Below are 23,942 nucleotides of genomic sequence, written 5' to 3'. Positions count from 1 at the left end.
CATGCTTTACCTGCTGTTTTTGCTGGCCCATCTGTTCGCGGCGCTGATCTTTATCGGCACGGTGTTTTTCGAAGTACTGATCCTGGCGAGTCTGCATCGGCAATTGCCCAACCGGGTGATGCTGCTGGTCGAGCAGGGCATCGGCCAGCGTGCCCGGGTGTTGATGCCGTGGGTGTTGCTGGTGCTGTTCGGCGCCGGGATCGGCATGGTCGGGTTGCGTTATTTGCCCGTACTCGCCGCGCCTTTCGCGTCGTCCTTCGGCACCTTGCTCACCCTCAAACTGATCCTCGCCGCCAGTGTGTTGCTGCACTTTCTGTTGACGATGCTGCGCATGCGGCTCGGTCGCGTGGGGCCGCGTTATTTGCGTTTTGTGCACTTGAGCCTGTTCGGCCACATGGTCGCGATTGTGCTGTTGGCCAAAAGCATGTTTTACCTCAGCTGGTAAAGCCCTTGATGCATATCAAGGTGCGCCGTGGCGTCGCACCGGACAATGACGGACCGTCGCCGGCCCCGGAGCCCGTCATGCACACCGTCATTCCTCTCGTACGTGCACGCCACGATCAAGGTGTACTGGACCTGAATGGGCAGGCCGATGTCCGCAGGTTTCACGCGGGCATCGGCTCCCTCGACGTATTGCGTGCATTGCGCAGCAGTCGCCAACGGCAACGCCCGCTGGCCTTGACCCTGCACTGGCCGGCCAGCACCCCCAGCGATGCTTACCGGCGCAGCCTGGCCCAGGAGATTCATTTGATCGGCTGCCACCTCGGCAGCCGCCAGCCGGTGGACTACCTCCAGTGGCGCGGGGCAGCGCCGATTGGCGATGTGCAAGCGCTGATGACCCCTCTGCTTGAACGCTTGCACTTCCATGAGCATGACCGCGGCGACTACGGCATCGACCTCGACCCTCGCCACACCGATTGGGCCGGCGTCGGCCTGCTGCGCGACCTTGGGTTCAACCGCATGTGCATTGGTGTGCCCGATGCGCGTGCCGAGGATGCCTATTCACAGGCGTACTACCGCGACCCGGCGCCGATCCAATCGTTGATCGATGCGGCGCGCACCTTTGACTTTCGCTCGGTCAGTGTCGACCTGGGCTATGGGAGCGCCTGGCAGACCTTGGCCAGTTTCGAGCTGAAACTGGCCAGCCTGATCGCCCTGGAACCGGACCGCCTGCAGGTGTTCGACTACGCCCGGCCGCCAAGCCGTTACCTGGCGCAATCGCCCTCGGCGCTGTGCAACGCGGCGGATAAAACCGCCATGCGCCAGCTGTGCTACGAACACCTGGACGCAGCGGGTTACCACTACATCGGCCTGGGCCAGTTTGCCCGTGGCGACGATGACCTCACCCAGGCCCAGGAGCGCGGTCGGCTGAGTCGCACCTGCGAAGGTTTTACCCTGCACGGTTACTGCGACCATATCGGGCTGGGCCTGGGCGCCATCAGCCAGATCGACACGCTGTGCGCGCAGAACGCCACGGACGAACATGTCTACGCACAGGCGTTGGAGAACGGCCAACTCGCCACCTGCCAGGGCTGGCAACGCGACGCGGGCGATGCACTGCGCGACTGCGTAGTGGAACGCCTGGCCTGTGACCTGGAACTGGACATCCAGGGCATCGAGCGGCGATACGGCGTGATCTTCGCACGCTACTTCTCATCGATCTGGCCGCAGCTGGAAGAGTGGAACCGCGATGGCCTGATTGAATTGTCGGCACAGTTCCTGTGTGTCCTGCCAGCCGGGCGTACCCAGGTGGATAGATTGTGCCGGTTGTTCGAAGCGCCCTAGCAGGCCTCATCACTGGCCCAATCCGGATCAAGGTGTGGGAGCGGTCTATGGCCGATAACGCCTTCGCACACCTGTAAACCCATGCCTCAGTGCGATGTGCCCTCGGCAAACTCGATCTTGTTGCCCACGTTGTATTTGCCCGACGGTTTGTTCATGGGCAGGCGTTTGATCTCCCTGAGTGTCTGGCTGTCGTAGACGATCAGCGCGCCGTCGGTGGCCCAGATGCTCAGCAGCACGTAACGCCCGTCGCGGGTGAACTCCACGTGCGCTGCGGTCTTGCCCGGTACCGGTCGCAGGGTGTGGGCGATTTCCAGGGTTTGCTTGTCGATCAGGTGGATCGCGTCGTTGTCCGGCCCGAAAAACACGTCGCTCCACACGTAGCGTGAGTTGATATGGCTGCGCATGAAAAAGCCCGGGCCCAGGGTGGGGATCTGCTTGATCAGTTTCCAGCTGACGGGGTCGAGCACGCTGATTTGCCCTTGGCTGATGTTCGGTGTGGCGAATACCCATTTTCCATCGCGTTGCCAATAGGTGCCCGAGCCCAGGTGCGGCATGCCCGCCAGCGGGATATCGGTGACCACTGCGCCGGAGTCCAGGTCGATCACTTGGCCGCCACCGGCCTTGCGTGAAGTGGCGAGCAACTGGCGGTAATCGGGGGTAAAGGAGAAATCGTCGAGCACATCCCGCGCCGCTATGCGCCGGGGCTCCCAGCTGGGCTGCGTCGCCGCGTAGGACAGTTCCCAGACTTCATTCGCATCCTTGAGCGCCACCACAAAACTGTTGCGCGGCGGCGCGGTATACACGGCGCTGACCCGCGAGCCGGTGTCCAGCGTCTTGACCAGCGACAGGTCACGCGCATCGAGCACCACCAGGTTGCCCGGCAGGTAGTTGCCCACCAACACCCAGCGGCCATCCTTGCTCACCGCCAGGTTGCGGGTGTTGAGCCCGGCACGGGTTTCGGCGATCAGTTTGAGGTTGTGCAGGTCGTACAGGCTGATCCAGCCATCGCGGGAAGCAAAATAGACGAAGCGCCCATCCGGCGAGAACTTCGGCCCGCCGTGCACGGCAAAGTGGCTGGCGAAGCGGTCCAGCACGGTAAAGCGATCGCCGTCGAGAATATCGATGTGATGGTCGCCGGATTCCACCACCACAAACAGGTTCAGCGGGTCGGCGTGGTGTTGCGGGGTGCTGGGCAACTGGCTCAGGTCTGCCAGCAGACGATGGCTGATGCGGATCGCCTGTTCGTTCCAGGTGGCGGGGGTGGCCGGCGGTTGCTGCAGGAAATCCGCCAGGCCATCAATCTGCGCGGCATTCAGCTGCGCCGCAAACCCGGCCATCTGGCTGGCGGGGCGGCCCTGTTCGATGACCTTGCGCACCTCGTCCGGCTTGATGCGCCCCAGGCTTTCCGGCAGCAACGCCGGGCCGGTGGCGCCGATACGGTTGAGGCCATGGCAGCCTGCGCAATACTGCTGGTAATCCTGCGCCGGCGTGCCATGGGCGGCCGAAGCCCAGAGCAGCGGCACCAGCAGCAGGCGTTTCATACCGCCACCGGTACGCGGGGCGCCGACAGGCTGGCGGGATAGTGCAGGCTGGCCCCGGCAAACAGGTTCACCACCTGGCCGATCACGGTGAGCGTCGGCACACCCGGTTCGCAGTCGGCAGCCAGGGTCGGCAGCTGGCGCAGGGTGCCTCGGGCCACCTGCTGGTCGGCGCGTGCACCGTTGCTGATCAAGGCCGCCGGGGTGTCCGCCGGCAGACCGGCTGCCACCAGGTGTTCGGCGATCAGTGCCAGGTTCGACAGGCCCATGTAGAACACCAGGGTCTGGCTCGGCTCGGCCAGGCTGGCCCAGGGCAATTTCAAGGCGCCGTCGCGCTGCAAGTGCCCGGTGACGAAGCGGCAGGAGTTGACCAGGTCGCGGTGGGTCAGCGGGATACCCGCGTAGGCGCTGCAGCCGGACGCGGCGGTGATCCCCGGCACCACCTGGCAGGGGATGTCCCGCGCCAGCAGGTATTCGAGTTCCTCGGCACCGCGCCCGAAGATAAAGGGGTCGCCGCCCTTGAGGCGCACCACCCGTTGGCCTTGGTCGGCCAACTCGGCCAGCAGTTCGTTGAGTTGGTCCTGGGGCAGGCTGTGGTAACCGCTGGCCTTGCCCACGTAATGGCGGGCGCAGGTCAGCGGGACCAGCGCCAGCAGTTCGGCGCTGATCAGCCGGTCGAACACCACCGCGTCGGCCTGCATCAACAGGCTCCAGGCGCGCAGGGTGAGCAGGCGTGGGTCGCCGGGGCCGGCGCCGACCAATGCGACTTCACCGGGGTGGAAGGGGCTGTGCAAACTGGCGGGTAGGGCGGTGGCTGTGTGCATGAGACGTCCTTGGTTCATCATCAGGTAGGCGCCCTCGGTTGTGTCACCGGGTGGCGCAAGGGATCAGGGTGAGCGGCTGGCGGGCGATCTCGGTGTCGCTGAGGTGGCAACCGGGGTCCTGGCCCCAGAGGTCGCCGTCGGCCCAGGCGCGGGTGCGCGTGTTGCCGTTGCAGATCGCCAGCCAGCGGCATTCGGCGCAGCGCCCGCCGACGTTGCGCGGGTGCTCACGCAGGCGCAGCAGCAACGGGTCGGGCTGGTCCAGCCAGAGCTGGCGGAAGGGGGTGTTGCGCACATTGCCTACCGAGTGCTGCCACCAGTAGGTGTCCGGGTGTACCTCGCCGGTGTTGTCGATATTGGCGATGCCGCTGCCCGACGCGTTGCCGCCCCAGCCATGCAGCAGCTGTTCAAGCTGCGGGTAGTGTTCGGGCAAGTGGCGGTGCACCCATTGCAGCAACAGCACCGCGTCGGCGTCGTTGTTGCCACTGACGAAATCGCTGTCGATGCCGTGTTCGATGTCGTGCCAGGCCTGCTGGAAAATCAGCACCATGGCGTCGCGGCTCATCTGCCGGTGCGCATCCAACTGGCGGCTGCGTTTGCCGCGCCCGCTGTAGTTGAGGTGCGACAAGTAGAACTTCTGTACATCGTAGGTGCGCATCAGCGCCAGTAATTGCGGCAGTTGTGCGTGATTGTCCTGGGTCAGGGTGGTGCGCAGGCCGACGCGAATCCCAGCCTCACGGCACAGGCGGATGGCATGCATGGAGCGCTGGAAACTGCCGTGCAGTTGACGGAACGCGTCGTGGGTGGCCTCCAGGCCATCGATGCTGATGCCGACATAGTCAAAGCGCGCATCGGCGATCTGCTGGATATTCTGCTCATCGATCAGCGTGCCATTGGTCGACAGCGCGACGAAAAAACCTTTTTCGCGTGCATAGGCACTGAGCTGGAACAGGTCGTCGCGCAACAGCGGTTCGCCCCCCGACAGGATCAGCACGCGCACCCCGGCAGCCTGCAGGTCATCAATCACCGCCCGGGCGGCGGCGGTGTCCAATTCATCGCGGAACACGCTGTCGGCGCTGGTCGCGTAGCAGTGTTTGCAGGTGAGGTTGCAGCGCCTGAGCAGGTTCCAGATCACCACGGGGGGCCGGTTGCTGCCGGGGGGCGAGGTGCGCGGTGGCGGGCACTGGCCGGCGAGGGTGCGCAGGTACTGACTGATCCGCAGCATAGGGAGGCTCCTTCTAGTGCGAGGGGGTCAGGCGCAAGCCGGTTTTTTTCAGGATGCGGCTGCTCACCAACATCTCGTCGGCGCGGCAGGCGTCACCCAACAGGTAGCGCAGGTGCTCGCGGTAACTGTCGATTTCCTCGCGGCTGCGCCCATGCACCATGGCGAACAGGTTGTAGGGCCAGTCGGGCCTGCGCGGGCGCCGGTAGCAATGGCTGACGAAGGGCTGTGCACCGAGTAACTCACCCAGGCGTGGCATCTGCTCGTCGGCCACGTCCCACACGGTCATGCCGTTGTGCCGATAACCCAGGCGGTAATGGTTGGGCACGGCGGCGATGCGCCGGATCGCGCCTTCGGCCTGCAGGCGCTTGAGCAGGTCCAGGGTCGATTCGACGCTGATGCCCAATTGCTCGGCGAGCCATGCCCACGGGTCTTCCACCAGCGGCAGGCCGCTTTGGGTGAGGGCGATCAGGCGCAGGGCCAGGGCGTTGTCAGACCGGGAAATACACACCGACATGGTAGGTTTGCTCCTTCGGCAGATTGAGCACCGCCAACCCCGTGAGGGCTTCGATGCGGGACAGGGTGGCGGCCAATTCCGCCTCGCTGGCGCAGGCCAGTACGAACCACATGTTCCAGCGGTGGTCGCGGCGATAGTTGTGGGCCACCTGGGGCAGTGCGTTGAGTTGCGCGGCCACCGCGTAAAATCGGGGTTCGGGCACCGCCAGGGCGGCGAGAGTGAAGGCGCCGCCGAGGCGCTCGATGTCGAACATCGGGCCGAAGCGGGTCAGTACGTCGTCTTCGAGCAGGACATGCAGGCGGTCAAGCAGTTCGCCGGGACTGCTGTGCAGTTCCTCGGCCACCGGCTGCCAGGGCTGGTGCACCAGCGGCAGGCCGCGTTGCAGGCGATTGATCAAGCGCCGATCGAGATCATCCATGCGCCCATACCTGTGAGGGCGGCGGCGCAAAGCGGCCACCGCATTGTTTGTAGGCGCGGGTGCTGAACAGCAACTGGTGGGGCAGGTCGCTGAGCTGATGCTGGTGCAGCACCGCCTGGATATGCTCGGTCACGGCTTCACGCTGGCGCCCGTGCACCATGCAGAACAGGTTGTAGCGCCACTGCGGCAAGCGGCGCGGGCGCTGGTAACACAGGTTGATGCCGGCCGCGCGGCCCAGGCGTGTACCCACCTCATCCACCAGCGCGTCCGGCACATCGAGCACCAGCATGGCGTTGGCGACAAAACCCAGGGCGCGATGGTTCAGCACCAGACCGACGCGGCGGAACAGGCCTTGCTCGTGCCATTGCTGCATCTGCTGCAGCACTTGGTCGTGATGGGCGCCGATCTGCTCCGCCAGGTCCTCATAGGGCCGCACGACAAGGGGCAAGCCGCGCTCCAGGCACTGGCGCAGGTCGAGCATCTGCTCGTGGCTCAGGGGCGAGATCACAGGTGTGCTCCCAGGGAAAACCCGAGGTCGATGCGGTAGGCGGTGAGCATCGGCAGGTCCAGGGGGCAGAGGCCGGTGTCCTTTTCCAGCTCCTCAAGCACCTGTTCCAGGTGCTGGCGATGCGGGCCGGTGAGCACGAACCACAGGTTGTAATGGTGTTCGCGGGCATAGTTGTGGTTGACCTCCGGGTACTGGCTGACACGGCGGGCCACCTGCTCCAGGCGCTCGATCGGCACGGCCAGGGCGGCCAGGGTGCTGGCGCCGGCGCGGGTGTGTTCGAACACCGGGCCGATGCGTGACAAGGCCCCGGCCAATTCCAGGCGTTGCAGGCAGGCCATCAACTCGGCTTCGCTGCAACCCAGCACCTGGGCCATTTCCCGGTAAGGTTCGGCGCACAGCGGCATGCCGTGCTGGTAGCGTTCGATCAACTGCTGGCTGAGCAGGTCAAGGTCCATCTCAATACCCCATTTTTTGCGCACGGCTGCTGAAGAAAATTCCGCTGGGGCTCAAGGCCGGCAAGGTCTTGAGCAGGGTCAGGCGATACGGGTCCCAGACCTGCACCTGGGCGCCATCGCGCACCGACAGCCACAGCTGCTCGCCACGCCCGGTGAACTCCATGTGCAACACGCCGGGGCCGGGGCGCAGGTCGGCGATGATCTGGTGGGTTTCACTGTCGAGCACCTGCACGCGGTCGTTGTCCGGGTAGGCGAAGTTCACCCACAGCTGGCGTCCGTCCGGCCGTGCGGTGACGAAGATCGGTTGACCGGCCACCGCGATGGCGGCGGTCTGCTGCCAGCTGCGAGCGTCCATCACCAGCACCTGGTGGCGCCCCACGGCGGGCACGAACGCCTGGTTATCGGCCACGGCCCAGCCTTCGAGGTGAGGCATCTTGTACACCGGCAACTTTTCCTGGCCGCGACCGTAGTCGGCCAATACGCGTTTTACGCCGTGTTCGGGGTGCCACAGGTCGAGCTGGGCCATGCCGTCCTCGCCGAACAGGCCGGCCATGTAATAGCGGCCGTCGGCGGTGATCAGGGCGTCGTAGGGTTGCTCGCCGATCCCGGTGAACCGGGTGATCTTCGGCGTGTTGCCCTGGCTGAAATCCGCACTCCAGATCTCGCCGGTGTCGAACAGGCTGAACACAAAACGTTGGCCGGGCGCATCCACCAGGCCCACCACCCGCGAGCGTTTGCCGTCGGGCAGGGCGGTGGCGGGGATGTCGGCGACCAGTGCCAGGGTCACGGCATCGAACACCTTGACCCCGCCGGGCTGGTAGTTGGAGACAGCAATCAGGCGCCCATCCTGGCTGATGGCGCCGCCAATGCTGTTGCCACCCTGGAGAATGCGTTTTTCGATGCGTTGGCCCAGCAGGTCGACTTGGGTCAGCCCGCCGTCACGGCCAAATACATAGGCCTGGCGCTGGTCGCGGGAAAACACCACCGAGGCATGAGACAGGTCGCCCAGGCCCTCGATGCGCGCCAGGCTCTGCATGCCGGTGGTTTCAATGATTTGCACACTGGCGGTGGTGCGTTCGATCACCAGGCCCAGGTCGCCGGTGCCGCGCAACGCAGACTGGGTGCAGGCGCCGAGCAGCAGGCACAGGGCTAAACAGGTGGGGCGGATCATAGTGCGGGGCTTCCTTGCAAGAGACGGTCGACCAACCAGGCGATGTCGTCGGCGCTGAGCAGCGGTGCCCAGCCGGGCATCGCACGGGCAGGGCGGCCATGGGTCACGGTGGCAATCAGGCTGTCGCGGCTGTGCCCGGCGAGGGCCTCGGGTGTCAGGGGCGGACCCAGGCCGCCGGTGAGGTACAGACCGTGGCAGGCGCCGCAGTCCTGGGTCAGCAGGTGTTCCAGGCGGGTGGCGTCGGGTGTCGCCGCCGCCCTTGTGGGAATCAACAAAAGCAGCGCCAGGGCGGTACCGATCATCGATGCTTTCATGGCGTGCTCCTCGGGGTTATTTCAAGCTCAGGACCCAGTCGGCGAGTACCTTGGCTTCGTCATCCGTGACGGGGTTGGGTGGCATCGGGATCGGCCCCCAGTTGCCCTGAGTGCCGTTCTTGATGTGGCCGGCCAGCGTTGCAGCGGCGTCTTTCACGCCGGCATTCTTGGCCGCCACGTCCTTCAAGGCCGGCCCCACCAGTTTGCTGTCGATGGCATGGCAGGCTGCGCAGGGCTTGCTCTTGAACAAGGCCGGGCCGTCTTGTGCCAGCACCGGTTGCAGGCTGAGCGCAGCAGCGGCTGCCAGCAATGCGAGGAGAATATTTTTCATTGGGTGACCTCGTGTTGATGGGGCTCAATAAATATCGTGTTGGGTGTTGAACACGTTGAACTTGCCGGTGGGGGTGATCAGGCGCTTGTCCTTGATCACCTGCTTGAGCTTCAAGGTTTTGTCGTCGATCACCACCAGCGCCGACTCTTCGGTCTGGCCGTTCCACACCGAGAACCACACCTCGTCGCCGGCCTTGTTGTATTCCGGTTGCACCACGCGCAACGCGCCTTGCTTGATGCCGGAATACTCGGCAATCGGCAGCACGCTGTAGCCCTTGTCGAGGTGGTTGATGTCGAACACCGCCACGGATTGGCTGAGCTTGGCGTCGGGGTTGAGCGTGGTGTCCACATAGAGGTGGTGGGAGTTGGGGTGGGTCTTGATAAACAGCGAACCGCCGCCCTGGCCCTTCAGTGATGCCACCTGTTTCCAGGCGTACTGCGCGTGCTTGACCGGGTCGGTGCCGATCAGCGAAATACCGCCGTCACCCAAATGGCTGGTGGCCCAAACCGGCCCGTATTGCGGATGGACGAAGTTGGCGCCACGGCCGGGGTGCGGGGTCTTGCCGACCTCCACCAGGGCGGTGAGCGTGCGCAACTTGGAGTCGATCACCGCCACCTTGTTCGAGTTGTTGGCCGCCGTGAGGAAGTAGCGGTGAGTGCTGTCCCAGCCGCCGTCATGCAGGAACGGGGCGGCGTCGATGGTGGTGATGGTGAGGTTCTTGATGTCCTGGTAATTGACCAGCATCACCTTGCCGGTTTCCTTGACGTTGACGATGAACTCCGGCCATTCGTGGGACGCAATGATCGCCGCCACCCGTGGTTCTGGGTGGTACTCCTGCTTGTCCACGGTCATGCCACGCGTGGACACGATCTGCTTGGGCTCGAGGGTCTCGCCATCCATGATGGTGAACTGCGGCGGCCAGTAAGACCCTGCGATCGTGTACTTGTCTTCAAAACCCTTGTACTTGGAGGTTTCCACCGAGCGCGCTTCGATACCCACCTTGATTTCGGCGACCTTGGTCGGCTCGGCGGGCCACAGGTCGATCATGTCGATCTTGGCGTCGCGGCCGATCACCAGCAGGTAGCGGCCGGAGGCGGAGATCCGCGAAATATGCACGGCGTAGCCGGTGTCGATGAGTTTGACGATCTGCTTGGTGTCGCCGTCAATCAGGGCGATCTTGCCGTCGTCGCGCAGGGTCACGGAAAACAGGTTTTCCAGGTTGAGTGTGTTCAGCTGTTTCTTTGGCCGGTCTGCGGGTTTGACCAGCACTTTCCAGGTCTTGAGCGTCTCGGCCATGCCCCATTCCGGCGGGGTGGGCGCGGTGTGCTGGATAAACGTGGCCATGCTGGTGATCTGCGCCTTGGTCAACGCATTGGAGGTGCCCCAGTTCGGCATGCCGGCGGGCGAACCGTAGGTGATCAACGCTTCCAGGTAGGCCTGGCCCCGCGCCTGGGTGATGTCCGGGGTCAGCGGTTTGCCGGTGGCGCCCTTGCGCAGCACACCGTGGCAACCGGCGCAGCGCTCGAAGTAAATCTGCTTGGAGGTGTCGAAGTCGGCCTGGCTCATGTCCGGCGCGCCGACGGTATGCACCACGGCAGGCGTGGCGGCGCCATGGGCGCTCAAGGGCAGGGCGAGGGCCAGCGCGCAACTCAGGCTGGCGAGGCTCAAGGTGAAGGTTGTTCTGTTGCGAGTCAGCATTCCATGTACTCCTCAGGCGAGACCTTTGCGGTGCCGCGCAACGTGTGCGGGCGCAGGTTCTTAGTGCCAGGCCAGACTATGGCGAGGTGTTGGAATGCTCGCTTGACGGCGATCAAGTTTGCCGGGGACAGCGCTTGCCAGGTTGTCGCAGGGGCCCTTAGCGTGGCCGTCGAACCTGCCTTGGATACCTGCCATGACTGAGCCTTTCTACCAACCCCTCGACAACGAACAGGTGCTGTTCGAACACGCGTGGCGCCACCGCATGCCGGTGCTGATCAAGGGCCCGACCGGTTGCGGCAAGACCCGCTTCGTGCAGCACATGGCGCACCGCCTGAACCTGCCGCTGTACACCGTGGCCTGCCACGACGACCTCAGCGCCGCCGACCTGGTCGGCCGCCATCTGATCGGCACCCAAGGCACCTGGTGGCAAGACGGCCCCCTGACCCGCGCCGTTCGCGAGGGCGGCATCTGCTACCTGGATGAAGTGATCGAAGCGCGACAGGACACCACCGTAGTCCTGCACCCGGTGGCCGACGACCGCCGTGAGCTGTACCTGGAACGCACCGGCGAAGTGGTCAAGGCGCCGCCGTCGTTCATGCTGGTGGTGTCGTACAACCCCGGCTACCAGAACCTGCTCAAAGGCATGAAGCCCAGCACCCGCCAGCGCTTCGTCGCGATGCGCTTCGACTACCCGGCAGCCGCCGACGAGGCGCGCATCGTGGCCCAGGAGGCCCAGGTGGACAGCGCGCTGGCGACCGAAGTGGTGCGCCTGGGCCAGGCCCTGCGGCGTCTTGATCAGCACGACCTGGAGGAAGTCGCGTCCACACGCCTGCTGATCTTCACCGCCCGCCTGATCGCCGCCGGCATGCCACCGCGCGAAGCCTGCATGGCGTGCCTGGCCCAGGCCCTGAGCGACGACCCGCAGACCGTCGCGGCGCTGATGGACGTGGTCGATGTGCACTTCGCCTGAGGCCCGGCGCCTGCCGGGGGATTTGGCGATGTGGTTTTTCATCCTTGCCGAGTTGACGGTGTTTGCGATCTTGATCCTGGCGTTTGTGGTGATGCAGCGGCTGGAGCCTCAGGTGTTTGCCGTGGGGCGTTTGGCGCTGGATACCTCCACCGGGTTGGCGATGACCTTGAGCCTGCTGACCGCCGGGTTGCTCGCAGCGCTGGGGTTGCAGCAAGTGCGCGCGGGCTGTTTGCGACGTGGGGCCGGGTTGTTTGGTTGTGCGTGGCTGGTGGCGCTGGTGTATGTGGGGATCAAGCTCACGGAATACACCCATCTGGCGGGTGTTGGGCTGGGAATGGAGCACAGCCGGTTTTTTACCTTGTACTGGATACTCACGGGGTTTCATTTCCTGCATGTGGTGTTGGGGATGGTGATCCTGGGGTGGCTGGGGATGGGGTGTTGGCGGGGTGGGGTTTTGGTGACAGGGGTGGAGTCGGGGGTGCTGTATTGGCACATGGTCGATTTGGTGTGGGTGGTGTTGTTTCCGGTGGTTTATGTGATGGGGTGATGGCGGATGAGTGTTTCGCAGGGGTTGGTGGTGTGTTGGGCGTTGTTGGTGGCATTGAGTGTGGGGACGGTCTTGGCGGGGGCTGCGGGGGTTTGGGTGGGGGTGTTGGGGGTGGCGGTGGTTAAGGCGTGGTTGATTGTGGATGGGTTTATGGAGTTGCGGCGGGGGCCTTGGGGGTGGCGGGGGATGGTGTTGGGGTGGGCGGTTTTGTTGGTGTTGTTTGTTGCGGGGGTTGGGTACATATCCGTTGTTTAGGTCATGGCTAACCCGGCGTCCTGCCGAGTTACCCACGCTCCAAAGCCTGCGTTCGGCCAGCGTGTTTGACGGGGCGCCTCAGATCAAGATCAAAACAAGAGCACGGCGGCCTGGTAGCCGACCGGTTGCTTACTGTCGATCTCGGTTAAATGTGGGAGGGGGCTGGCAGATGGGCTGGCAGACCCACCGCCATCGGGAGCAAGCCCCCTCCCACAGTAGATCTGAGTCATCAGGCAGAAAATGTTCGGCTACAGCTCTACCAAACACCCCCATCCCCTGTGGGAGATGTCGAGCTTCAGCGAGGCTTCGAAGGCGGTGGCACTGCTGGCAGACATGGCGACTGACCCACCGCCATCGGGAGCAAGCCCCCTCCCACAGTAGACCTGAGTCGGCAGGCAGAAAGTGTTCGGCTAAAGCTCTACCTAACACCCCCATTCCCTGTGGGAGATGTCGAGCTTCAGCGAGGCTTCGAAGGCGGCGGCACTGCTGGCAGATGGGCTGGCAGACCCACCGCCATCGGGAGCAAGCCCCCTCCCACGATAGACCTGAGTCAGCAGGCAGAAAGTGTTCGGCTAAAGCTCTACCAAACACCCCAATCCCCTGTGGGAGATGTCGAGCTTCAGCGAGGCTTCGAAGGCGGCGGCACTGCTGGCAGATGGGCTGGCAGACCCACCGCCATCGGGAGCAAGCCCCCTCCCACGATAGACCTGAGTCAGCAGGCAGAAAGTGTTCGGCTACAGCTCTACCTAACACCCCCATTCCCTGTGGGAGATGTCGAGCTTCAGCGAGGCTTCGAAGGCGGCGGCACTGCTGGCAGACATGGCGACTGACCCACCGCCATCGGGAGCAAGCCCCCTCCCACAGTTTGATCTCCATACATCAGGTAGATATCAGCCTGATTTTGATCTTAGTGCCGAGTGTTGGGGCAAGAGCCTTTGTACTCAATCTTCTTGATCGCCATCAAGCACTTTTCCCACCTCACCTTCCTATCATGACCCCCGCCAAGCCATGAGGAAGACGACCATGTCAGAGACCTTCACCAAGGGCATGGCCAGGAATATCTACTTCGGAGGAAGCGTGTTCTTCTTCCTGATTTTCCTGGCCCTGACCTACCACACCGAACAAACCTTTCCCTCCCGCAGCAACGCCGACCAACTCACCGAATCGGTGGTGCGTGGCAAGGGTGTGTGGGAGCGCAATAACTGCGTCGGCTGCCACACCCTGTTGGGCGAGGGCGCGTACTTTGCGCCGGAGCTGGGCAATGTGTTCCAGCGCCGGGGCGGGGAAGAGGGGTTCAAACCGTTCCTGCACGCCTGGATGAAGATGCAACCCCTCGGTGTGCCAGGGCGGCGGGCCATGCCGCAATTCAACCTCGATGACCAGGAAGTGAATGATCTGTCCGAGTTCCTCAAATGGAGCTCGAAGATCGACACCAACAACTGGCCACCGAACAAGGAGGGCTGAGCCATGCGCAGCGCCAATCCCTATCTGAAGTTCCAATCCCAGGCTGTGGCCAAACCCTATTTTGTGTTTGCCTTGATGCTGTTTGTCGGCCAGGTGCTGTTTGGCCTGATCATGGGCCTGCAATACGTGGTGGGTGACTTTCTGTTCCCGCTGATCCCCTTCAACGTGGCGCGGATGGTCCATACCAACCTGCTGATCGTGTGGCTGCTGTTCGGCTTCATGGGCGCCGCCTACTACCTGGTGCCCGAGGAGGCGGATCGCGAGTTGCACAGCCCGAAACTGGCGATCCTGTTGTTCTGGGTGTTCGCCGTGGCGGGGGTGTTGACCATCCTCGGTTACCTGCTGGTGCCGTATGCGGCGCTGGCCAAGCTGACGCATAACGAACTGCTGCCGACCATGGGCCGTGAATTCCTTGAGCAACCCACCATCACCAAAATGGGCATCGTGGTGGTGTGCCTGGGCTTTCTCTACAACATCGGCATGACCCTGCTCAAGGGCCGCAAGACCACCGTGAGCATGGTGATGATGACCGGGCTGATCGGCCTGGCGGTGTTTTTCCTGTTCTCGTTCTATAACCCCAGCAACCTGGCGCGCGACAAGTTTTACTGGTGGTGGGTGGTGCACCTTTGGGTGGAAGGCGTGTGGGAATTGATCATGGGCTCGATGCTGGCGTTCGTGCTGATCAAGGTCACCGGCGTCGACCGCGAAGTCGTGGAGAAGTGGCTGTACGTGATCATCGCCATGGCCTTGATCACCGGCATCATCGGTACCGGGCACCACTTCTTCTGGATCGGTGCGCCGCAGGTGTGGCTATGGGTCGGTTCGATCTTCTCCGCCTTGGAGCCCTTGCCGTTCCTGGCAATGGTGATGTTCGCCTTCACCATGGTCAAACGGCGGCGGCGCCAGCATCCCAACCGCGCGGCCACGCTGTGGGCCAAGGGCACCACGGTGACGGCGTTCTTCGGCGCCGGGGTGTGGGGCTTCCTGCACACCCTGGCACCGGTCAACTTTTATACCCACGGCACTCAGCTCACGGCGGCGCATGGTCACCTGGCGTTTTTCGGCGCCTACGCCATGATCGTGATGACCTTGATCAGCTACGCCATGCCTCGCCTGCGCGGCCTCGGTGAAGCACCGGATGCGCGCTCGCAGACCATCGAAATCTGGGGCTTCTGGCTGATGGTGTTGTCGATGGTGATGATTACCCTGTTCCTCACCGCCGCCGGCGTGGTGCAGGTGTGGTTGCAACGCTGGCCCGTGGACGGAGCGGCGCTGCCGTTCATGGCCACGGTGGAACACCTGACCGCATTGTTCTGGGCACGGTTGGCCAGCGGCGTGGTGTTCCTGCTCGGGTTGCTCTGCTACCTGTACAGCTTCCGGCAACGGCGCAGTGTGGCCGGTGCGCCGGCGCCCATTGTGTATTGATCGTCAATCCCCAAGAGGGCGGCCCGGCTGGTACAGCGGGCCGTTTTACGTTTGGAGCAACCCCATGGCCTTTACCCTGGAACTCGAAGAGTGGGTCGGCAGCGCCTGGCACCGCTTCATTACACGGCGCGCCCGCGTGGACTTCCCCGAGGCGCAGGTGCAGTTAGCCGACCGCCAGCGCAGCCTGGCGCTGCTGTTTCGTGCCCTCGGCGGTGCCGGCGGCATCGCCCTGGAGGCGGCCGGCGAGCGCGATGTGTTGCTGCGCCGCAACCTGCTGATGCGCATCGCTGGCACCTGCAGGCATGCGCCACTGGCCTCCTGTGACGGCAGCCGCTTGCGTTTGCCGGCCAGCCTGGCGGTATTTCCCGAGGCTGCACTCAACCAGGAACTGTACCGCTGGCTGGCGCTGCTCGCCGCGCAGTCGGGCCCCGTGACCCATTGGGCGCGGGATAACCAGCGCTGGACCTGGCTGCTGTTGCAACGCTACCCGGCCCTGCTGCCCAGCTACCGGCGCCTGGTGCACGCCCATATCGCACTGCGCCCCGACCCCGCCAGCCTGCGCCCCAACGAAGCGGCCCTGGAGAAAGCCTTGCGCAAGGCCCTGCGCGAACCCGGCAGCGTGCGCAACTTACCCCGCAGCGAGCGCGCCCCGTGGCCGTTGCCGTTGTGGCTGTACCCGCCGCTGCACCTGGATGCACCACAAAGCGCAGACCTGGACGACGAAGGCGACGACCTGTCGACAACGCCCGGCGAGCAACACGGCGCGCCCAAACGCGCGACCCGCCTGGACGACAACAGCCGTGACGGCGGCCTGCTGGTGGTGCGCCTGGAAAACCTGTTCAGTTGGACCGAACACGTCGACCTCGACCGCTGGACCGACGACAGCCAAGACCCTGACGCTGCCCGCGTCGCCGAAGACCTCGACCAACTGAGCCTGTCACGCCAGCGTGTGCGCAAGAGTGGCGGCTTGAAGCTGCACCTGGACCTGCCACCGGCCGACGTCGACGACATCCCCCTTGGCCAAGGCATCAAGTTGCCCGAATGGGACTATCGCCAACAACACCTGCTGGACGACTTCGTCAACCTGCAGCCGATGCATCCGCGCCTCGATGCGCCGCAACCCTTGCCCGCGCGGCTGCACGCTCAGGCCCAGCGCCTGCGTCGGCAATTCCAGCACCTGCGCACCGACCGCCAGTGGCTGCGCCAGCAACCCCAGGGCAGCGAACTCGACCTGCAGGCCTGGCTGGATTTTCATGTGGAGCGCCAGCACGGCGCCTGTGCCGAACGCGGCCTGTTCATGGAGCAACGCCACAGCCACCGCGACCTGGCGTGCCTGCTGCTGGCGGACCTGTCGATGTCCACCGACGCGCACTTGAACGACACGCAAAAAGTCATCGACGTGATTCGCGACAGCCTGTTGTTGTTCGGCGAAAGCCTGGCAGGCGCCGGCGATCGTTTTGCGCTGTACGGGTTTTCGTCCTTGCGTCGGCACCAGGTGCGTTTGCAGGTGCTCAAGTCGTTCGACCAGCCCTACGACGACCGCATTCGCGGTGCGATCCAGGGGCTTAAACCGGGTTACTACACACGCATGGGCGCCGCGATTCGCCAGGCCACCCGGCTGCTGGGTACCTGCAAGCAACGGCGCAAACTGCTGTTGTTACTCACCGATGGCAAGCCCAATGACTTGGACCTGTACGAGGGCCGCTATGGCGTGGAAGACACGCGCCAAGCGGTGATAGAGGCGCGGCGACAGGGCTTGATCCCGTTCTGCATCACCATCGACAAACAGGCCGGCGACTACCTGCCGTACCTGTTCGGTGCCCATGGCTTCACCCTGATCCGCCAGCCGGAGCAGTTGCCCCAGCGCTTGCCCCAGCTGTACCGGCAGCTCACTGAACGTCAGTAGATATCCCGGGGGAGCCAGAAGAACATCGCGATGCAAAACAGCGTGAGGCCCAGGCAAAACCATTGGAAGCGGCTTAACCGTCGCGCCAGGGCGCGTGCCTCGGCTTCGGGCAACGGCATGGCGCAGCCTTCGCAGCTGTCGCGCTCCATGGCATTGCGGTGTTGGCAATACAGGCAGGTTTTCACTCGAATTGTTCCAGGCGTTGCCGGTCGAGAATGGCGATCTGGCGCGCGTCCTGGGTGATGATGTTCTCGTCGATCAAGCGCCGGATAATCCGCGAAAACGTCTCCGGTTGGATCGACAAGTGCCCGGCGATCAGTTGCTTGGCCATCGGCAGTTCGAAGTGGGTTTCGCCTGCCGGCAAGTGCATCAACTGGGTCAGCAGGTAGCGCACCACACGGTGGGTGGCGTTTTTCAGCGACAACGTGTCGATCTCGTTGACCCGCTGGTGCAGGCGTACACACAGCTTGCCCAGCAGGGCGAACGTCAGGCGGCTGTTGCTGTGCAGCAGGCGCATATACGTGGCGTTGGACAGGCGATACAGCTGGGTCGGGCACACCGCTTCGGCGCACGCCACATAATTGGGAGTGTCCATCAGCATCATCGCTTCGGCGAAGGTCTGGCGCTCGCCGATCACTTCAAACACCTTCTCCTGGCCGTCCGGGGTCAGGCGGTAGATCTTCACCGCACCGGCAATCACGAAATAGAACGCATCGGCGGGCTCGCCCTGGCGGAACAGCGGCTCACCCTTGTCGACGCTGAGCAACTGGCTGCTGCTCATCAGCTCACTCAATTGCGCCTCGTCCATGGGCTCGAACAGGTGGTGGCTGCGCAGGATCTGATGGTGCACGCGATGCAACACGCGGTGCACATCCTTGAGCGGTGGCAGCGCGGCGTTCATATCAGCACCAGTGACAGTCCGCTGGCCGCTGCCAGCATGGAACCCAGGATCACAAACCAGGCAAGCGGGACGCAGGCGTTTTTCATCATGGCTCCATGGCGCAGGTTAAACGGGGATGATGCCGGTGAGGGTACGCCTACGGCACGGGCCGCGACTTGATCTGCGACAAGGGCAACGCGCGCGCGTAAGCGCAAGATCAGCGCAGTGATGAATTGAGGAGCCTTGGCATGCACGTACTGGATCGGCGCACAGCGATGTCGATAACACCGCTGTTTCGCCTGGCCTTTCGGCCGTTTTTCCTCGGCGCCTGCCTGCTGGCGGCGCTGGCGATTCCCCTCTGGCTGCTGGCCCTCAGCGGCGCCACCGGCACCTGGCAGCCCGCCGGGGGGTGGCTGGCGTGGCACCGGCATGAGTTGTTGTTCGGCTTCGGCCTGGCAATCATCGCCGGGTTCCTGCTGACGGCGGTGCAAACCTGGACCGGTCGCCCCGGCCTCAGCGGCACGCCGTTGGCCCTGTTGGCGGCCTTGTGGCTGGCCGCGCGCCTGGGCTGGCTGCTCAACGTGCCGTGGCCGCTGCTGGCGCTGCTGGAACTGAGCTTCCCGCTGGCCGTGGCCGGGGTGATGGGCTGGACACTGTGGAAGGTCCGGCAGACGCGTAACTACCCGATTGTGCTGGTGCTGGTGTTGCTGGCCGTGGCGGATGGGTTGTCGCTGTATGGGCTGTGGCGCCATGACGAAGGCGGGCAGCGGCTGTCGGTGCTGACGGGGCTGTGGCTGGTGGCCGCCATGATGGGGCTGATCGGTGGCCGCGTGATTCCGTTCTTCACCCAGCGCGGCCTGGGCCGGGTCGACCCCGTCAAGCCTTGGCCTTGGCTGGACCGCTTGCTGCTCGGCGGCTCGATCCTGGTGGCGCTGCTCTACGCCAGCGGTTTGGCCCTGTTTCCAACCCCCTGGAGCGGCGCGTTGTTTGCCGCGCTGGGCCTGGGGCATCTGCTGCGCCTGGCGCGCTGGCATGACCGCGGCCTGTGGCGCGTGCCGCTGCTGTGGTCGTTGCACCTGGCGTATGCCTGGCTGGCCGTGGCGTGCCTGGGCATGGCGCTGTGGCATTTCGGCGCGCCGCTCAATCCCAGCCTGGCGGTGCATGCGCTGACCATCGGCGCCATGGCCGGGTTGATCCTGGCGATGATCGCGCGGGTCAGCCTCGGCCATACCGGCCGGCCTTTGCAGCCGCCGGGCGGGATGACCCTGGCCTTTGCGCTGCTGAACCTGGCCTGTGTGTGCCGCGTCGTGCTGGTGTTGGCCTGGCCGTTGGCGGCCTTGTGGTTGGCGGGCCTGTGCTGGACTGTTGGGCTGGGCCTGTACCTGTGGCGCTACGGGCCGATGCTGTGGCAGGCGCGGGTCGACGGGCATCCGGGTTAGGAGACACACATGCTGTATGCCTGGTTGTTGATTGTGCATCTGCTGGCGGCCATCGCGTTTATCGGCACGCTGTTTTTCGACGTGGTGATCTGGCACAGCGCCCGAGAGGAACTGGCCTGGTCGGCGCAGTTCACCTCCGAGCAGGCCATCGCCCGGCGTTCGCGGCGGGTACTGCACCTGGTGGTGATCGTGCTGTACGGCGCGGGTCTCGGCCTGGCGTGGCACTACTGGGGCATCGCCTGGAACAGCCGCTTCGGGTTGATGTTGAGTCTGAAAGTCCTGCTGGCCCTGAGCATCATCGGGCATTACCTGTTGCTCGCATACTGGCTGTCGCACAAGTGCTTGAGCCCCCGGAGAGCGCTGTGGATCCGCCGCAGCATCCTGGGGCACATGGTAGTGATCGTGATTCTGGCGAAGTGGATGTTGCGTTGATCAACTCGCCGGGTTACCCACGGATTCAAGCCTGCGTTCGGCCAGCGTGTTTGACGGGGCGTCTAAGATCAAAAGCCAGCGGATATCCACCTGAAGCATGGCGATCAAACTGTGGGAGGGGGCTTGCTCCCGATGGCGGTGTGTCAGTTGATGCATCGGTGACTGTTCCACTGCGATCGGGAGCAAGCCCCCTTGTTTAACCGAGTTCGACAGACACAATACCCATCGCCCTGCGGCGTCATGCCGCGGGCGGTTGTTGATCGCGGTCAAGGGATAACGCAGCAGTAGTTCCCACACTGTGGCGAACTTTCTGGAGGATCGCGTCATGCCCCTGTCCCTTGCGCAATTGCGCCGTAACTACACCCTCTATGGCTTGCGTGACGAGAACGCGCAGGCGGATCCGTTGGTGCTGTTCGGCCAGTGGCTGGGCCAGGCGCGCAAGACGGAAGTGCCGCCGGCCGAGGCCAATAGCATGGCCTTGGCCACGGTGGACAGCCAAGGGCATGCCCATTGCCGCATCCTGTTGCTCAAGGGATTCAGCGCCGAGGGTTTTATCTTTTTTGGCCATTACCACAGCGCCAAGGGCCAGGAACTGGCGAGTAATCCCCATGCGGCCATGACGTTTTTCTGGCCGGGCCTGGAGCGTCAGGTGCGCATTGAGGGCCCGGTGGTGCAGGCGGGGGCGCAGCTGTCGGATGACTATTTCGACGCGCGCCCGGTCGCCAGTCAGTTGGGCGCCTGGGCTTCACCACAGAGCCAGCCCCTGGCCCATCGCAGCGAGCTGGAAAGCCGCTTGCGTGAGGTCACGCAACGCTTCGCCGGGCGCCAGCCGCCACGGCCCGACAACTGGGGCGGCTATTGCCTGCAACCCCGGCGCATCGAGTTCTGGCAGGGCCGCCCCGACCGCCTGCATGACCGTCTCGACTACCGTCTGCACGACGGCCACTGGCAGTGCACGCGCCTGGCCCCCTAACGGCATACCTCCTCCGAGGAATAGGCCCTGCGCCCATTGCGGCGCAGGCTGAGTGCAACTTTCTTCACGCCTGGAGCCTTGATCATGGCCCATCTGACCCAACGCAGTTTTGTCTCGCTGAATATCGCGGTACTGACCATCAGCGACACACGCACCTATGACACCGACACCTCCGGGCAAACCCTGGTGGACCGCCTGCAACGTGCCGGCCACGTGTTGATCGACCGCAGCATTGTGCTGGACGACATCTACCAGATCCGCGCGCGTGTCTCGCAGTGGATCGCCGACCCTCAGGTGCAAGTGGTCCTGATGACCGGCGGCACCGGTTTTACCGCTCGGGACAACACGCCCCAGGCCGTGATGCCGTTGCTGGACAAGTCCGTGGACGGTTTCGGCGAGCTGTTCCGCCAGGTGTCCCTGGCGGAAATCGGCATGTCGACCCTGCAATCCCGTGCCCTGGCCGGCATCAGCAACGGTGTACTGGTGTGCTGCATGCCCGGCTCTCCGGGCGCCTGTCGCACAGCCTGGGACCAGATTCTGCTTGGCCAGTTGGACAGTCGCACCGGCCCATGCAACTTCGCGCCGCACCTCAAGCCCCAGAGCGATCAACCGCTTGGCGCGTGTGAGGCGCGGTCATGAGCGTGTGTGACAGCGGCGACCTGCTGCCGGTGGAGGAGGCCATCGCGCAATTGCTCGCCCAGGCGCCACCGCCACCGTCCACCGAAGTCATTCCCCTGGCCCAGGCCCTCGGACGGGTGATCGCCGAGGACGTGTTCTCGCCCCTTGACCTGCCGGGTTGGGACAACAGCGCCATGGACGGCTACGCCCTGCGCGCGTTTGACGTGCCGGAGCAGGGCGGTTACCTGGAAGTGGCCGGGCGCATCGCTGCTGGGCACAGTAGCGAGGTGCCGTTGCAAGCTGGGCAAACCCTGCGGATCTTCACCGGTGCGCCGCTGCCCGTCGGTGCCGACAGCGTGATCCCCCAGGAACGCTGCCGCGTGTATGGCCAGCGCATCTGGTGCCCACCGCTGCGCCTGGGTGACCACGTGCGCAAGCGCGGCGAGGAGCTGCAACGCGGGCAGTGCGTGTTGGGGGCGGGCAAACGCCTGCGCGCCCAGGAAATCGGCCTGCTGGCGGCGGCGGGCATCCCGCGGGTGAAGGTCTATCGAGCGCTGCGGGTATGCCTGCTCAGCAGCGGCGACGAATTGCGTGAACCGGGTGAGTCACTGGCGCCTGGGCAAATCTACAACAGCAACCGTTACCTCGTCGCGGCGTTGCTGCGTGGTTGGGGCGTGGAGGTGCACGACTACGGCGTGATGGCCGACGCCCTGGCAGCCAGTCGCGATGCACTGGTGCTGGCGTCCTCCGAATGCGACTTGCTGCTGACCACCGGCGGCGTGTCGGTGGGGGAGGAGGACCACCTCAAACAGGCCATTCAGGAACTCGGCAACGTGGATTTCTGGCGCCTGGCGATCCAGCCCGGCAAACCCCTGGCGTTCGGCCAAGTGGCCGGCAAACCTTGGATCGGCCTGCCGGGCAATCCCACCGCCGCGCTGGTGACCAGCTTGGTGGTGGTGCGCCCGTTCCTGCTGCGGGCCCAGGGCGTCGAGCAGGTGTTGCCGGCACCGATCAGTGTGCCGGCCGGTTTTGAATGGCTCAAACCCAACAAGCGCCGCCAGTATTTGCGCGCACGTTTGAGCCCTGGCAGCGATGGGCAATTGCGTGCGGTCCTGCACCCCCAGCAAAGCTCGGCGATGCTCGTCGCGGCTTGTTGGGCCGATGGCCTGGTGATCGTCGAGCGCGAGCAACAGGTGCTCAAAGACGCGGCGGTGCCGTTCCTGTCCTTTGCCGATTTCCACTGAGGAGCCACCATGCAACTGGTCTGCCCGGCAGGTAACCTGCCTGCGCTGAAAGCCGCCGTGCGCCAAGGCGCCGATGCGGTGTACGTAGGGTTTCGCGATGACACCAATGCCCGGCATTTCGCCGGGTTGAACATGGACGACAAGCAGTTTGACGCCGCCGTCGCCCATATCCGCCAGCACCAGCGCAAGCTGTACGTGGCGGTGAATACCTACCCGCAACCGAAGATCTGGCCGCGTTGGCAACGTGCGGTGGACCGCGCCGCCGACCATGGCGTCGACGCGCTGATCGCCGGTGACCCCGGCGTGCTCGGCTATGCCGCCGAGCGTCATCCACAGTTAGCCCTGCACTTGTCGGTGCAGGGCTCGGCCACCCATGCGGCGGCGTTGCAGTTCTACGCTGAACGCTACGGCATCCGCCGCGCGGTGCTGCCACGGGTGCTGTCCCTGGCCCAGGTCAAGCAGGTGGCGGCCAGCAGCAGCGTGCCCATCGAAGTGTTCGGGTTTGGCAGCCTGTGCATCATGGCCGAAGGGCGTTGCCACTTGTCGTCCTACATCACCGGCGAGTCGCCCAACCTGTGCGGCGTGTGTTCACCTGCCAAGGCGGTACGCTGGAGCGACGACGCCGACGGCCTCAGCGCACGCCTGAGCGAAGTGCTGATCGACCGCTACACCCCCAACGAACCCGCCGGCTACCCGACCCTGTGCAAAGGCCGGTTCCTGGTGGGCGGCAAGCGCTTCCATGCGCTGGAAGAACCCACCAGCCTCGACACCCTCGACCTGCTACCCGAACTCAGCGCCATCGGTGTGGCGGCGGTGAAGATCGAAGGCCGGCAACGCAGCCCGGCCTATGTGGAACAAGTCACCCGCGTCTGGCGCGCCGCCCTCGACGCCCACCGCAGCAGCCCCGCCAACTTTGTGGTCAAGGACCAATGGCGCCAGGTGCTGGCCGGACTCTCCGAAGGCAGCCAGACCACCCTGGGTGCTTACCATCGTGCTTGGCAGTGAGGACAC

At 64.5% G+C, this 23,942-nt stretch carries 28 protein-coding genes; 14 read left to right on the top strand and 14 right to left on the bottom strand.

Annotated elements, in window-relative coordinates; genetic code table 11:
- The first annotated feature begins 1 nt into the window (after position 1).
- Together ACI512_RS22025 and ACI512_RS22020 are read left to right on the top strand one after the other, a co-directional pair.
- The gene (locus tag ACI512_RS22025) at positions 2 to 445 is read left to right on the top strand and encodes a CopD family copper resistance protein (RefSeq protein WP_236381144.1); all 444 of its coding nucleotides are present in this window, start codon (positions 2 to 4) and stop codon (positions 443 to 445) included.
- 77 nt (positions 446 to 522) lie between these two features.
- Positions 523 to 1,785 (top strand): coproporphyrinogen III oxidase, encoded by a 1,263-nt coding sequence (locus ACI512_RS22020; RefSeq protein ID WP_122811169.1) that lies wholly within the window; start codon positions 523 to 525, stop codon positions 1,783 to 1,785.
- 86 nt (positions 1,786 to 1,871) lie between these two features.
- Here ACI512_RS22020 and ACI512_RS22015 read toward each other — a convergent pair whose 3' ends face one another.
- The 11 genes from ACI512_RS22015 to nirS are packed head-to-tail and all read right to left on the bottom strand — an operon-like array spanning position 1,872 to position 10,646.
- A complete protein-coding gene (locus tag ACI512_RS22015; protein ID WP_405121337.1) occupies positions 1,872 to 3,326 on the bottom strand; it encodes a cytochrome D1 domain-containing protein in 1,455 nt (484 codons plus the stop codon).
- A complete protein-coding gene (gene cobA, locus ACI512_RS22010; RefSeq protein WP_236381148.1) occupies positions 3,323 to 4,147 on the bottom strand; it encodes a uroporphyrinogen-III C-methyltransferase in 825 nt (274 codons plus the stop codon). The genes ACI512_RS22015 and cobA overlap by 4 nt, the downstream gene beginning before the upstream one ends.
- Before the next feature lie 43 nt (positions 4,148 to 4,190).
- Positions 4,191 to 5,369 (bottom strand): heme d1 biosynthesis radical SAM protein NirJ, encoded by a 1,179-nt coding sequence (gene nirJ / locus ACI512_RS22005; RefSeq protein WP_405121336.1) that lies wholly within the window; start codon positions 5,367 to 5,369, stop codon positions 4,191 to 4,193.
- A gap of 13 nt (positions 5,370 to 5,382) precedes the next feature.
- Positions 5,383 to 5,883, bottom strand: a complete 501-nt coding sequence (locus ACI512_RS22000) for an Lrp/AsnC family transcriptional regulator (protein ID WP_102060770.1) — start codon at positions 5,881 to 5,883, stop codon at positions 5,383 to 5,385.
- Complete coding sequence (locus ACI512_RS21995) at positions 5,858 to 6,301, bottom strand: Lrp/AsnC family transcriptional regulator (protein ID WP_231808437.1); 444 nt, start codon at positions 6,299 to 6,301, stop codon at positions 5,858 to 5,860. The genes ACI512_RS22000 and ACI512_RS21995 overlap by 26 nt, the downstream gene beginning before the upstream one ends.
- Positions 6,294 to 6,809 carry an AsnC family protein gene (locus ACI512_RS21990; protein WP_231808438.1) on the bottom strand — a complete coding sequence of 172 codons (516 nt, stop codon included), beginning with the start codon at positions 6,807 to 6,809 and terminating at the stop codon, positions 6,294 to 6,296. The genes ACI512_RS21995 and ACI512_RS21990 overlap by 8 nt, the downstream gene beginning before the upstream one ends.
- Entirely contained in the window at positions 6,806 to 7,264 is a 459-nt protein-coding gene (locus ACI512_RS21985; RefSeq protein ID WP_064054491.1) for an Lrp/AsnC family transcriptional regulator, read from the bottom strand. Before ACI512_RS21985 ends, ACI512_RS21990 begins: the two co-directional genes overlap by 4 nt.
- A gap of 1 nt (position 7,265) precedes the next feature.
- Entirely contained in the window at positions 7,266 to 8,435 is a 1,170-nt protein-coding gene (locus ACI512_RS21980) for a cytochrome D1 domain-containing protein (protein WP_405121335.1), read from the bottom strand.
- A complete protein-coding gene (locus ACI512_RS21975) occupies positions 8,432 to 8,749 on the bottom strand; it encodes a cytochrome c (protein WP_284738919.1) in 318 nt (105 codons plus the stop codon). The genes ACI512_RS21980 and ACI512_RS21975 overlap by 4 nt, the downstream gene beginning before the upstream one ends.
- Positions 8,750 to 8,765: 16 nt before the next feature.
- Positions 8,766 to 9,080 carry a c-type cytochrome gene (locus ACI512_RS21970; RefSeq protein WP_231808440.1) on the bottom strand — a complete coding sequence of 105 codons (315 nt, stop codon included), beginning with the start codon at positions 9,078 to 9,080 and terminating at the stop codon, positions 8,766 to 8,768.
- A 24-nt stretch (positions 9,081 to 9,104) separates the two neighbouring features.
- A complete protein-coding gene (gene nirS, locus ACI512_RS21965; RefSeq protein ID WP_236383786.1) occupies positions 9,105 to 10,646 on the bottom strand; it encodes a nitrite reductase in 1,542 nt (513 codons plus the stop codon).
- 325 nt (positions 10,647 to 10,971) lie between these two features.
- On the opposite strand from nirS, the gene ACI512_RS21960 reads away from it, so the two are divergent.
- The 6 genes from ACI512_RS21960 (at position 10,972) to ACI512_RS21935 (ending at position 17,345) form a co-directional block, all read left to right on the top strand.
- Entirely contained in the window at positions 10,972 to 11,748 is a 777-nt protein-coding gene (locus tag ACI512_RS21960; protein ID WP_236383783.1) for a CbbQ/NirQ/NorQ/GpvN family protein, read from the top strand.
- Entirely contained in the window at positions 11,732 to 12,295 is a 564-nt protein-coding gene (locus ACI512_RS21955) for a cytochrome c oxidase subunit 3 (RefSeq protein ID WP_064054496.1), read from the top strand. The genes ACI512_RS21960 and ACI512_RS21955 overlap by 17 nt, the downstream gene beginning before the upstream one ends.
- Positions 12,296 to 12,301: 6 nt before the next feature.
- A complete protein-coding gene (locus ACI512_RS21950) occupies positions 12,302 to 12,550 on the top strand; it encodes a cytochrome C oxidase subunit IV family protein (RefSeq protein WP_102060761.1) in 249 nt (82 codons plus the stop codon).
- A gap of 1,023 nt (positions 12,551 to 13,573) precedes the next feature.
- Entirely contained in the window at positions 13,574 to 14,014 is a 441-nt protein-coding gene (locus tag ACI512_RS21945) for a cytochrome c (protein WP_064052256.1), read from the top strand.
- 3 nt (positions 14,015 to 14,017) lie between these two features.
- Entirely contained in the window at positions 14,018 to 15,439 is a 1,422-nt protein-coding gene (locus ACI512_RS21940; RefSeq protein ID WP_064052255.1) for a cbb3-type cytochrome c oxidase subunit I, read from the top strand.
- Positions 15,440 to 15,503: 64 nt separating this feature from the next.
- Positions 15,504 to 17,345, top strand: coding sequence for a nitric oxide reductase activation protein NorD (locus ACI512_RS21935; RefSeq protein ID WP_405121334.1), 1,842 nt, complete (start codon positions 15,504 to 15,506; stop codon positions 17,343 to 17,345).
- Here the strand turns inward: ACI512_RS21935 and ACI512_RS21930 are convergent.
- The gene (locus ACI512_RS21930) at positions 17,339 to 17,530 is read right to left on the bottom strand and encodes a protein DnrP (protein ID WP_082893854.1); all 192 of its coding nucleotides are present in this window, start codon (positions 17,528 to 17,530) and stop codon (positions 17,339 to 17,341) included. The genes ACI512_RS21935 and ACI512_RS21930 overlap by 7 nt on opposite strands.
- A complete protein-coding gene (locus ACI512_RS21925) occupies positions 17,527 to 18,246 on the bottom strand; it encodes a Crp/Fnr family transcriptional regulator (protein WP_064052253.1) in 720 nt (239 codons plus the stop codon). Before ACI512_RS21925 ends, ACI512_RS21930 begins: the two co-directional genes overlap by 4 nt.
- 227 nt (positions 18,247 to 18,473) lie before the next feature.
- On the opposite strand from ACI512_RS21925, the gene ACI512_RS21920 reads away from it, so the two are divergent.
- Both ACI512_RS21920 and ACI512_RS21915 read left to right on the top strand, forming a co-directional pair.
- Positions 18,474 to 19,664 (top strand): NnrS family protein, encoded by a 1,191-nt coding sequence (locus ACI512_RS21920; RefSeq protein ID WP_236383439.1) that lies wholly within the window; start codon positions 18,474 to 18,476, stop codon positions 19,662 to 19,664.
- 9 nt (positions 19,665 to 19,673) lie between these two features.
- Positions 19,674 to 20,096, top strand: coding sequence for a hypothetical protein (locus ACI512_RS21915; RefSeq protein ID WP_064052251.1), 423 nt, complete (start codon positions 19,674 to 19,676; stop codon positions 20,094 to 20,096).
- Here the strand turns inward: ACI512_RS21915 and ACI512_RS21910 are convergent, their stop codons facing one another.
- Positions 20,097 to 20,423, bottom strand: a complete 327-nt coding sequence (locus tag ACI512_RS21910) for a hypothetical protein (protein WP_064052250.1) — start codon at positions 20,421 to 20,423, stop codon at positions 20,097 to 20,099.
- On the opposite strand from ACI512_RS21910, the gene pdxH reads away from it, so the two are divergent.
- From pdxH to ACI512_RS21890, 4 genes are all read left to right on the top strand, one after another.
- A complete protein-coding gene (gene pdxH, locus ACI512_RS21905) occupies positions 20,422 to 21,069 on the top strand; it encodes a pyridoxamine 5'-phosphate oxidase (protein ID WP_064052249.1) in 648 nt (215 codons plus the stop codon). The two genes, ACI512_RS21910 and pdxH, sit on opposite strands and share 2 nt — an antisense overlap.
- Positions 21,070 to 21,153: 84 nt before the next feature.
- Positions 21,154 to 21,708 carry a molybdenum cofactor biosynthesis protein B gene (gene moaB / locus ACI512_RS21900; protein WP_064052248.1) on the top strand — a complete coding sequence of 185 codons (555 nt, stop codon included), beginning with the start codon at positions 21,154 to 21,156 and terminating at the stop codon, positions 21,706 to 21,708.
- A complete protein-coding gene (glp, locus tag ACI512_RS21895) occupies positions 21,705 to 22,931 on the top strand; it encodes a gephyrin-like molybdotransferase Glp (RefSeq protein ID WP_236383442.1) in 1,227 nt (408 codons plus the stop codon). The genes moaB and glp overlap by 4 nt, the downstream gene beginning before the upstream one ends.
- Before the next feature lie 9 nt (positions 22,932 to 22,940).
- Positions 22,941 to 23,936 (top strand): peptidase U32 family protein, encoded by a 996-nt coding sequence (locus tag ACI512_RS21890; protein ID WP_102060753.1) that lies wholly within the window; start codon positions 22,941 to 22,943, stop codon positions 23,934 to 23,936.
- Positions 23,937 to 23,942 lie beyond the last annotated feature (6 nt).

Source organism: Pseudomonas petroselini (assembly GCF_045037875.1).
GTDB lineage: Bacteria > Pseudomonadota > Gammaproteobacteria > Pseudomonadales > Pseudomonadaceae > Aquipseudomonas > Aquipseudomonas petroselini.
Note: the sequence above shows the minus strand (reverse complement) of the source record. Positions and strands in the feature narration are given on the sequence as shown.

Coding starts and splice junctions, on each gene's coding strand:
- ACI512_RS22025 (WP_236381144.1), top strand. CDS start 2: ATGCTTTACCTGCTGTTTTTGCTGGCCCATCTGTTCGCGGCGCTGATC.
- ACI512_RS22020 (WP_122811169.1), top strand. CDS start 523: ATGCACACCGTCATTCCTCTCGTACGTGCACGCCACGATCAAGGTGTA.
- ACI512_RS22015 (WP_405121337.1), bottom strand. CDS start 3,326: ATGAAACGCCTGCTGCTGGTGCCGCTGCTCTGGGCTTCGGCCGCCCAT.
- cobA (WP_236381148.1), bottom strand. CDS start 4,147: ATGCACACAGCCACCGCCCTACCCGCCAGTTTGCACAGCCCCTTCCAC.
- nirJ (WP_405121336.1), bottom strand. CDS start 5,369: ATGCTGCGGATCAGTCAGTACCTGCGCACCCTCGCCGGCCAGTGCCCG.
- ACI512_RS22000 (WP_102060770.1), bottom strand. CDS start 5,883: ATGTCGGTGTGTATTTCCCGGTCTGACAACGCCCTGGCCCTGCGCCTG.
- ACI512_RS21995 (WP_231808437.1), bottom strand. CDS start 6,301: ATGGATGATCTCGATCGGCGCTTGATCAATCGCCTGCAACGCGGCCTG.
- ACI512_RS21985 (WP_064054491.1), bottom strand. CDS start 7,264: ATGGACCTTGACCTGCTCAGCCAGCAGTTGATCGAACGCTACCAGCAC.
- ACI512_RS21980 (WP_405121335.1), bottom strand. CDS start 8,435: ATGATCCGCCCCACCTGTTTAGCCCTGTGCCTGCTGCTCGGCGCCTGC.
- ACI512_RS21975 (WP_284738919.1), bottom strand. CDS start 8,749: ATGAAAGCATCGATGATCGGTACCGCCCTGGCGCTGCTTTTGTTGATT.
- ACI512_RS21970 (WP_231808440.1), bottom strand. CDS start 9,080: ATGAAAAATATTCTCCTCGCATTGCTGGCAGCCGCTGCTGCGCTCAGC.
- nirS (WP_236383786.1), bottom strand. CDS start 10,646: ATGAGCCAGGCCGACTTCGACACCTCCAAGCAGATTTACTTCGAGCGC.
- ACI512_RS21960 (WP_236383783.1), top strand. CDS start 10,972: ATGACTGAGCCTTTCTACCAACCCCTCGACAACGAACAGGTGCTGTTC.
- ACI512_RS21955 (WP_064054496.1), top strand. CDS start 11,732: ATGTGCACTTCGCCTGAGGCCCGGCGCCTGCCGGGGGATTTGGCGATG.
- ACI512_RS21950 (WP_102060761.1), top strand. CDS start 12,302: ATGAGTGTTTCGCAGGGGTTGGTGGTGTGTTGGGCGTTGTTGGTGGCA.
- ACI512_RS21945 (WP_064052256.1), top strand. CDS start 13,574: ATGTCAGAGACCTTCACCAAGGGCATGGCCAGGAATATCTACTTCGGA.
- ACI512_RS21940 (WP_064052255.1), top strand. CDS start 14,018: ATGCGCAGCGCCAATCCCTATCTGAAGTTCCAATCCCAGGCTGTGGCC.
- ACI512_RS21935 (WP_405121334.1), top strand. CDS start 15,504: ATGGCCTTTACCCTGGAACTCGAAGAGTGGGTCGGCAGCGCCTGGCAC.
- ACI512_RS21925 (WP_064052253.1), bottom strand. CDS start 18,246: ATGAACGCCGCGCTGCCACCGCTCAAGGATGTGCACCGCGTGTTGCAT.
- ACI512_RS21920 (WP_236383439.1), top strand. CDS start 18,474: ATGCACGTACTGGATCGGCGCACAGCGATGTCGATAACACCGCTGTTT.
- ACI512_RS21915 (WP_064052251.1), top strand. CDS start 19,674: ATGCTGTATGCCTGGTTGTTGATTGTGCATCTGCTGGCGGCCATCGCG.
- pdxH (WP_064052249.1), top strand. CDS start 20,422: ATGCCCCTGTCCCTTGCGCAATTGCGCCGTAACTACACCCTCTATGGC.
- ACI512_RS21910 (WP_064052250.1), bottom strand. CDS start 20,423: ATGACGCGATCCTCCAGAAAGTTCGCCACAGTGTGGGAACTACTGCTG.
- moaB (WP_064052248.1), top strand. CDS start 21,154: ATGGCCCATCTGACCCAACGCAGTTTTGTCTCGCTGAATATCGCGGTA.
- glp (WP_236383442.1), top strand. CDS start 21,705: ATGAGCGTGTGTGACAGCGGCGACCTGCTGCCGGTGGAGGAGGCCATC.
- ACI512_RS21890 (WP_102060753.1), top strand. CDS start 22,941: ATGCAACTGGTCTGCCCGGCAGGTAACCTGCCTGCGCTGAAAGCCGCC.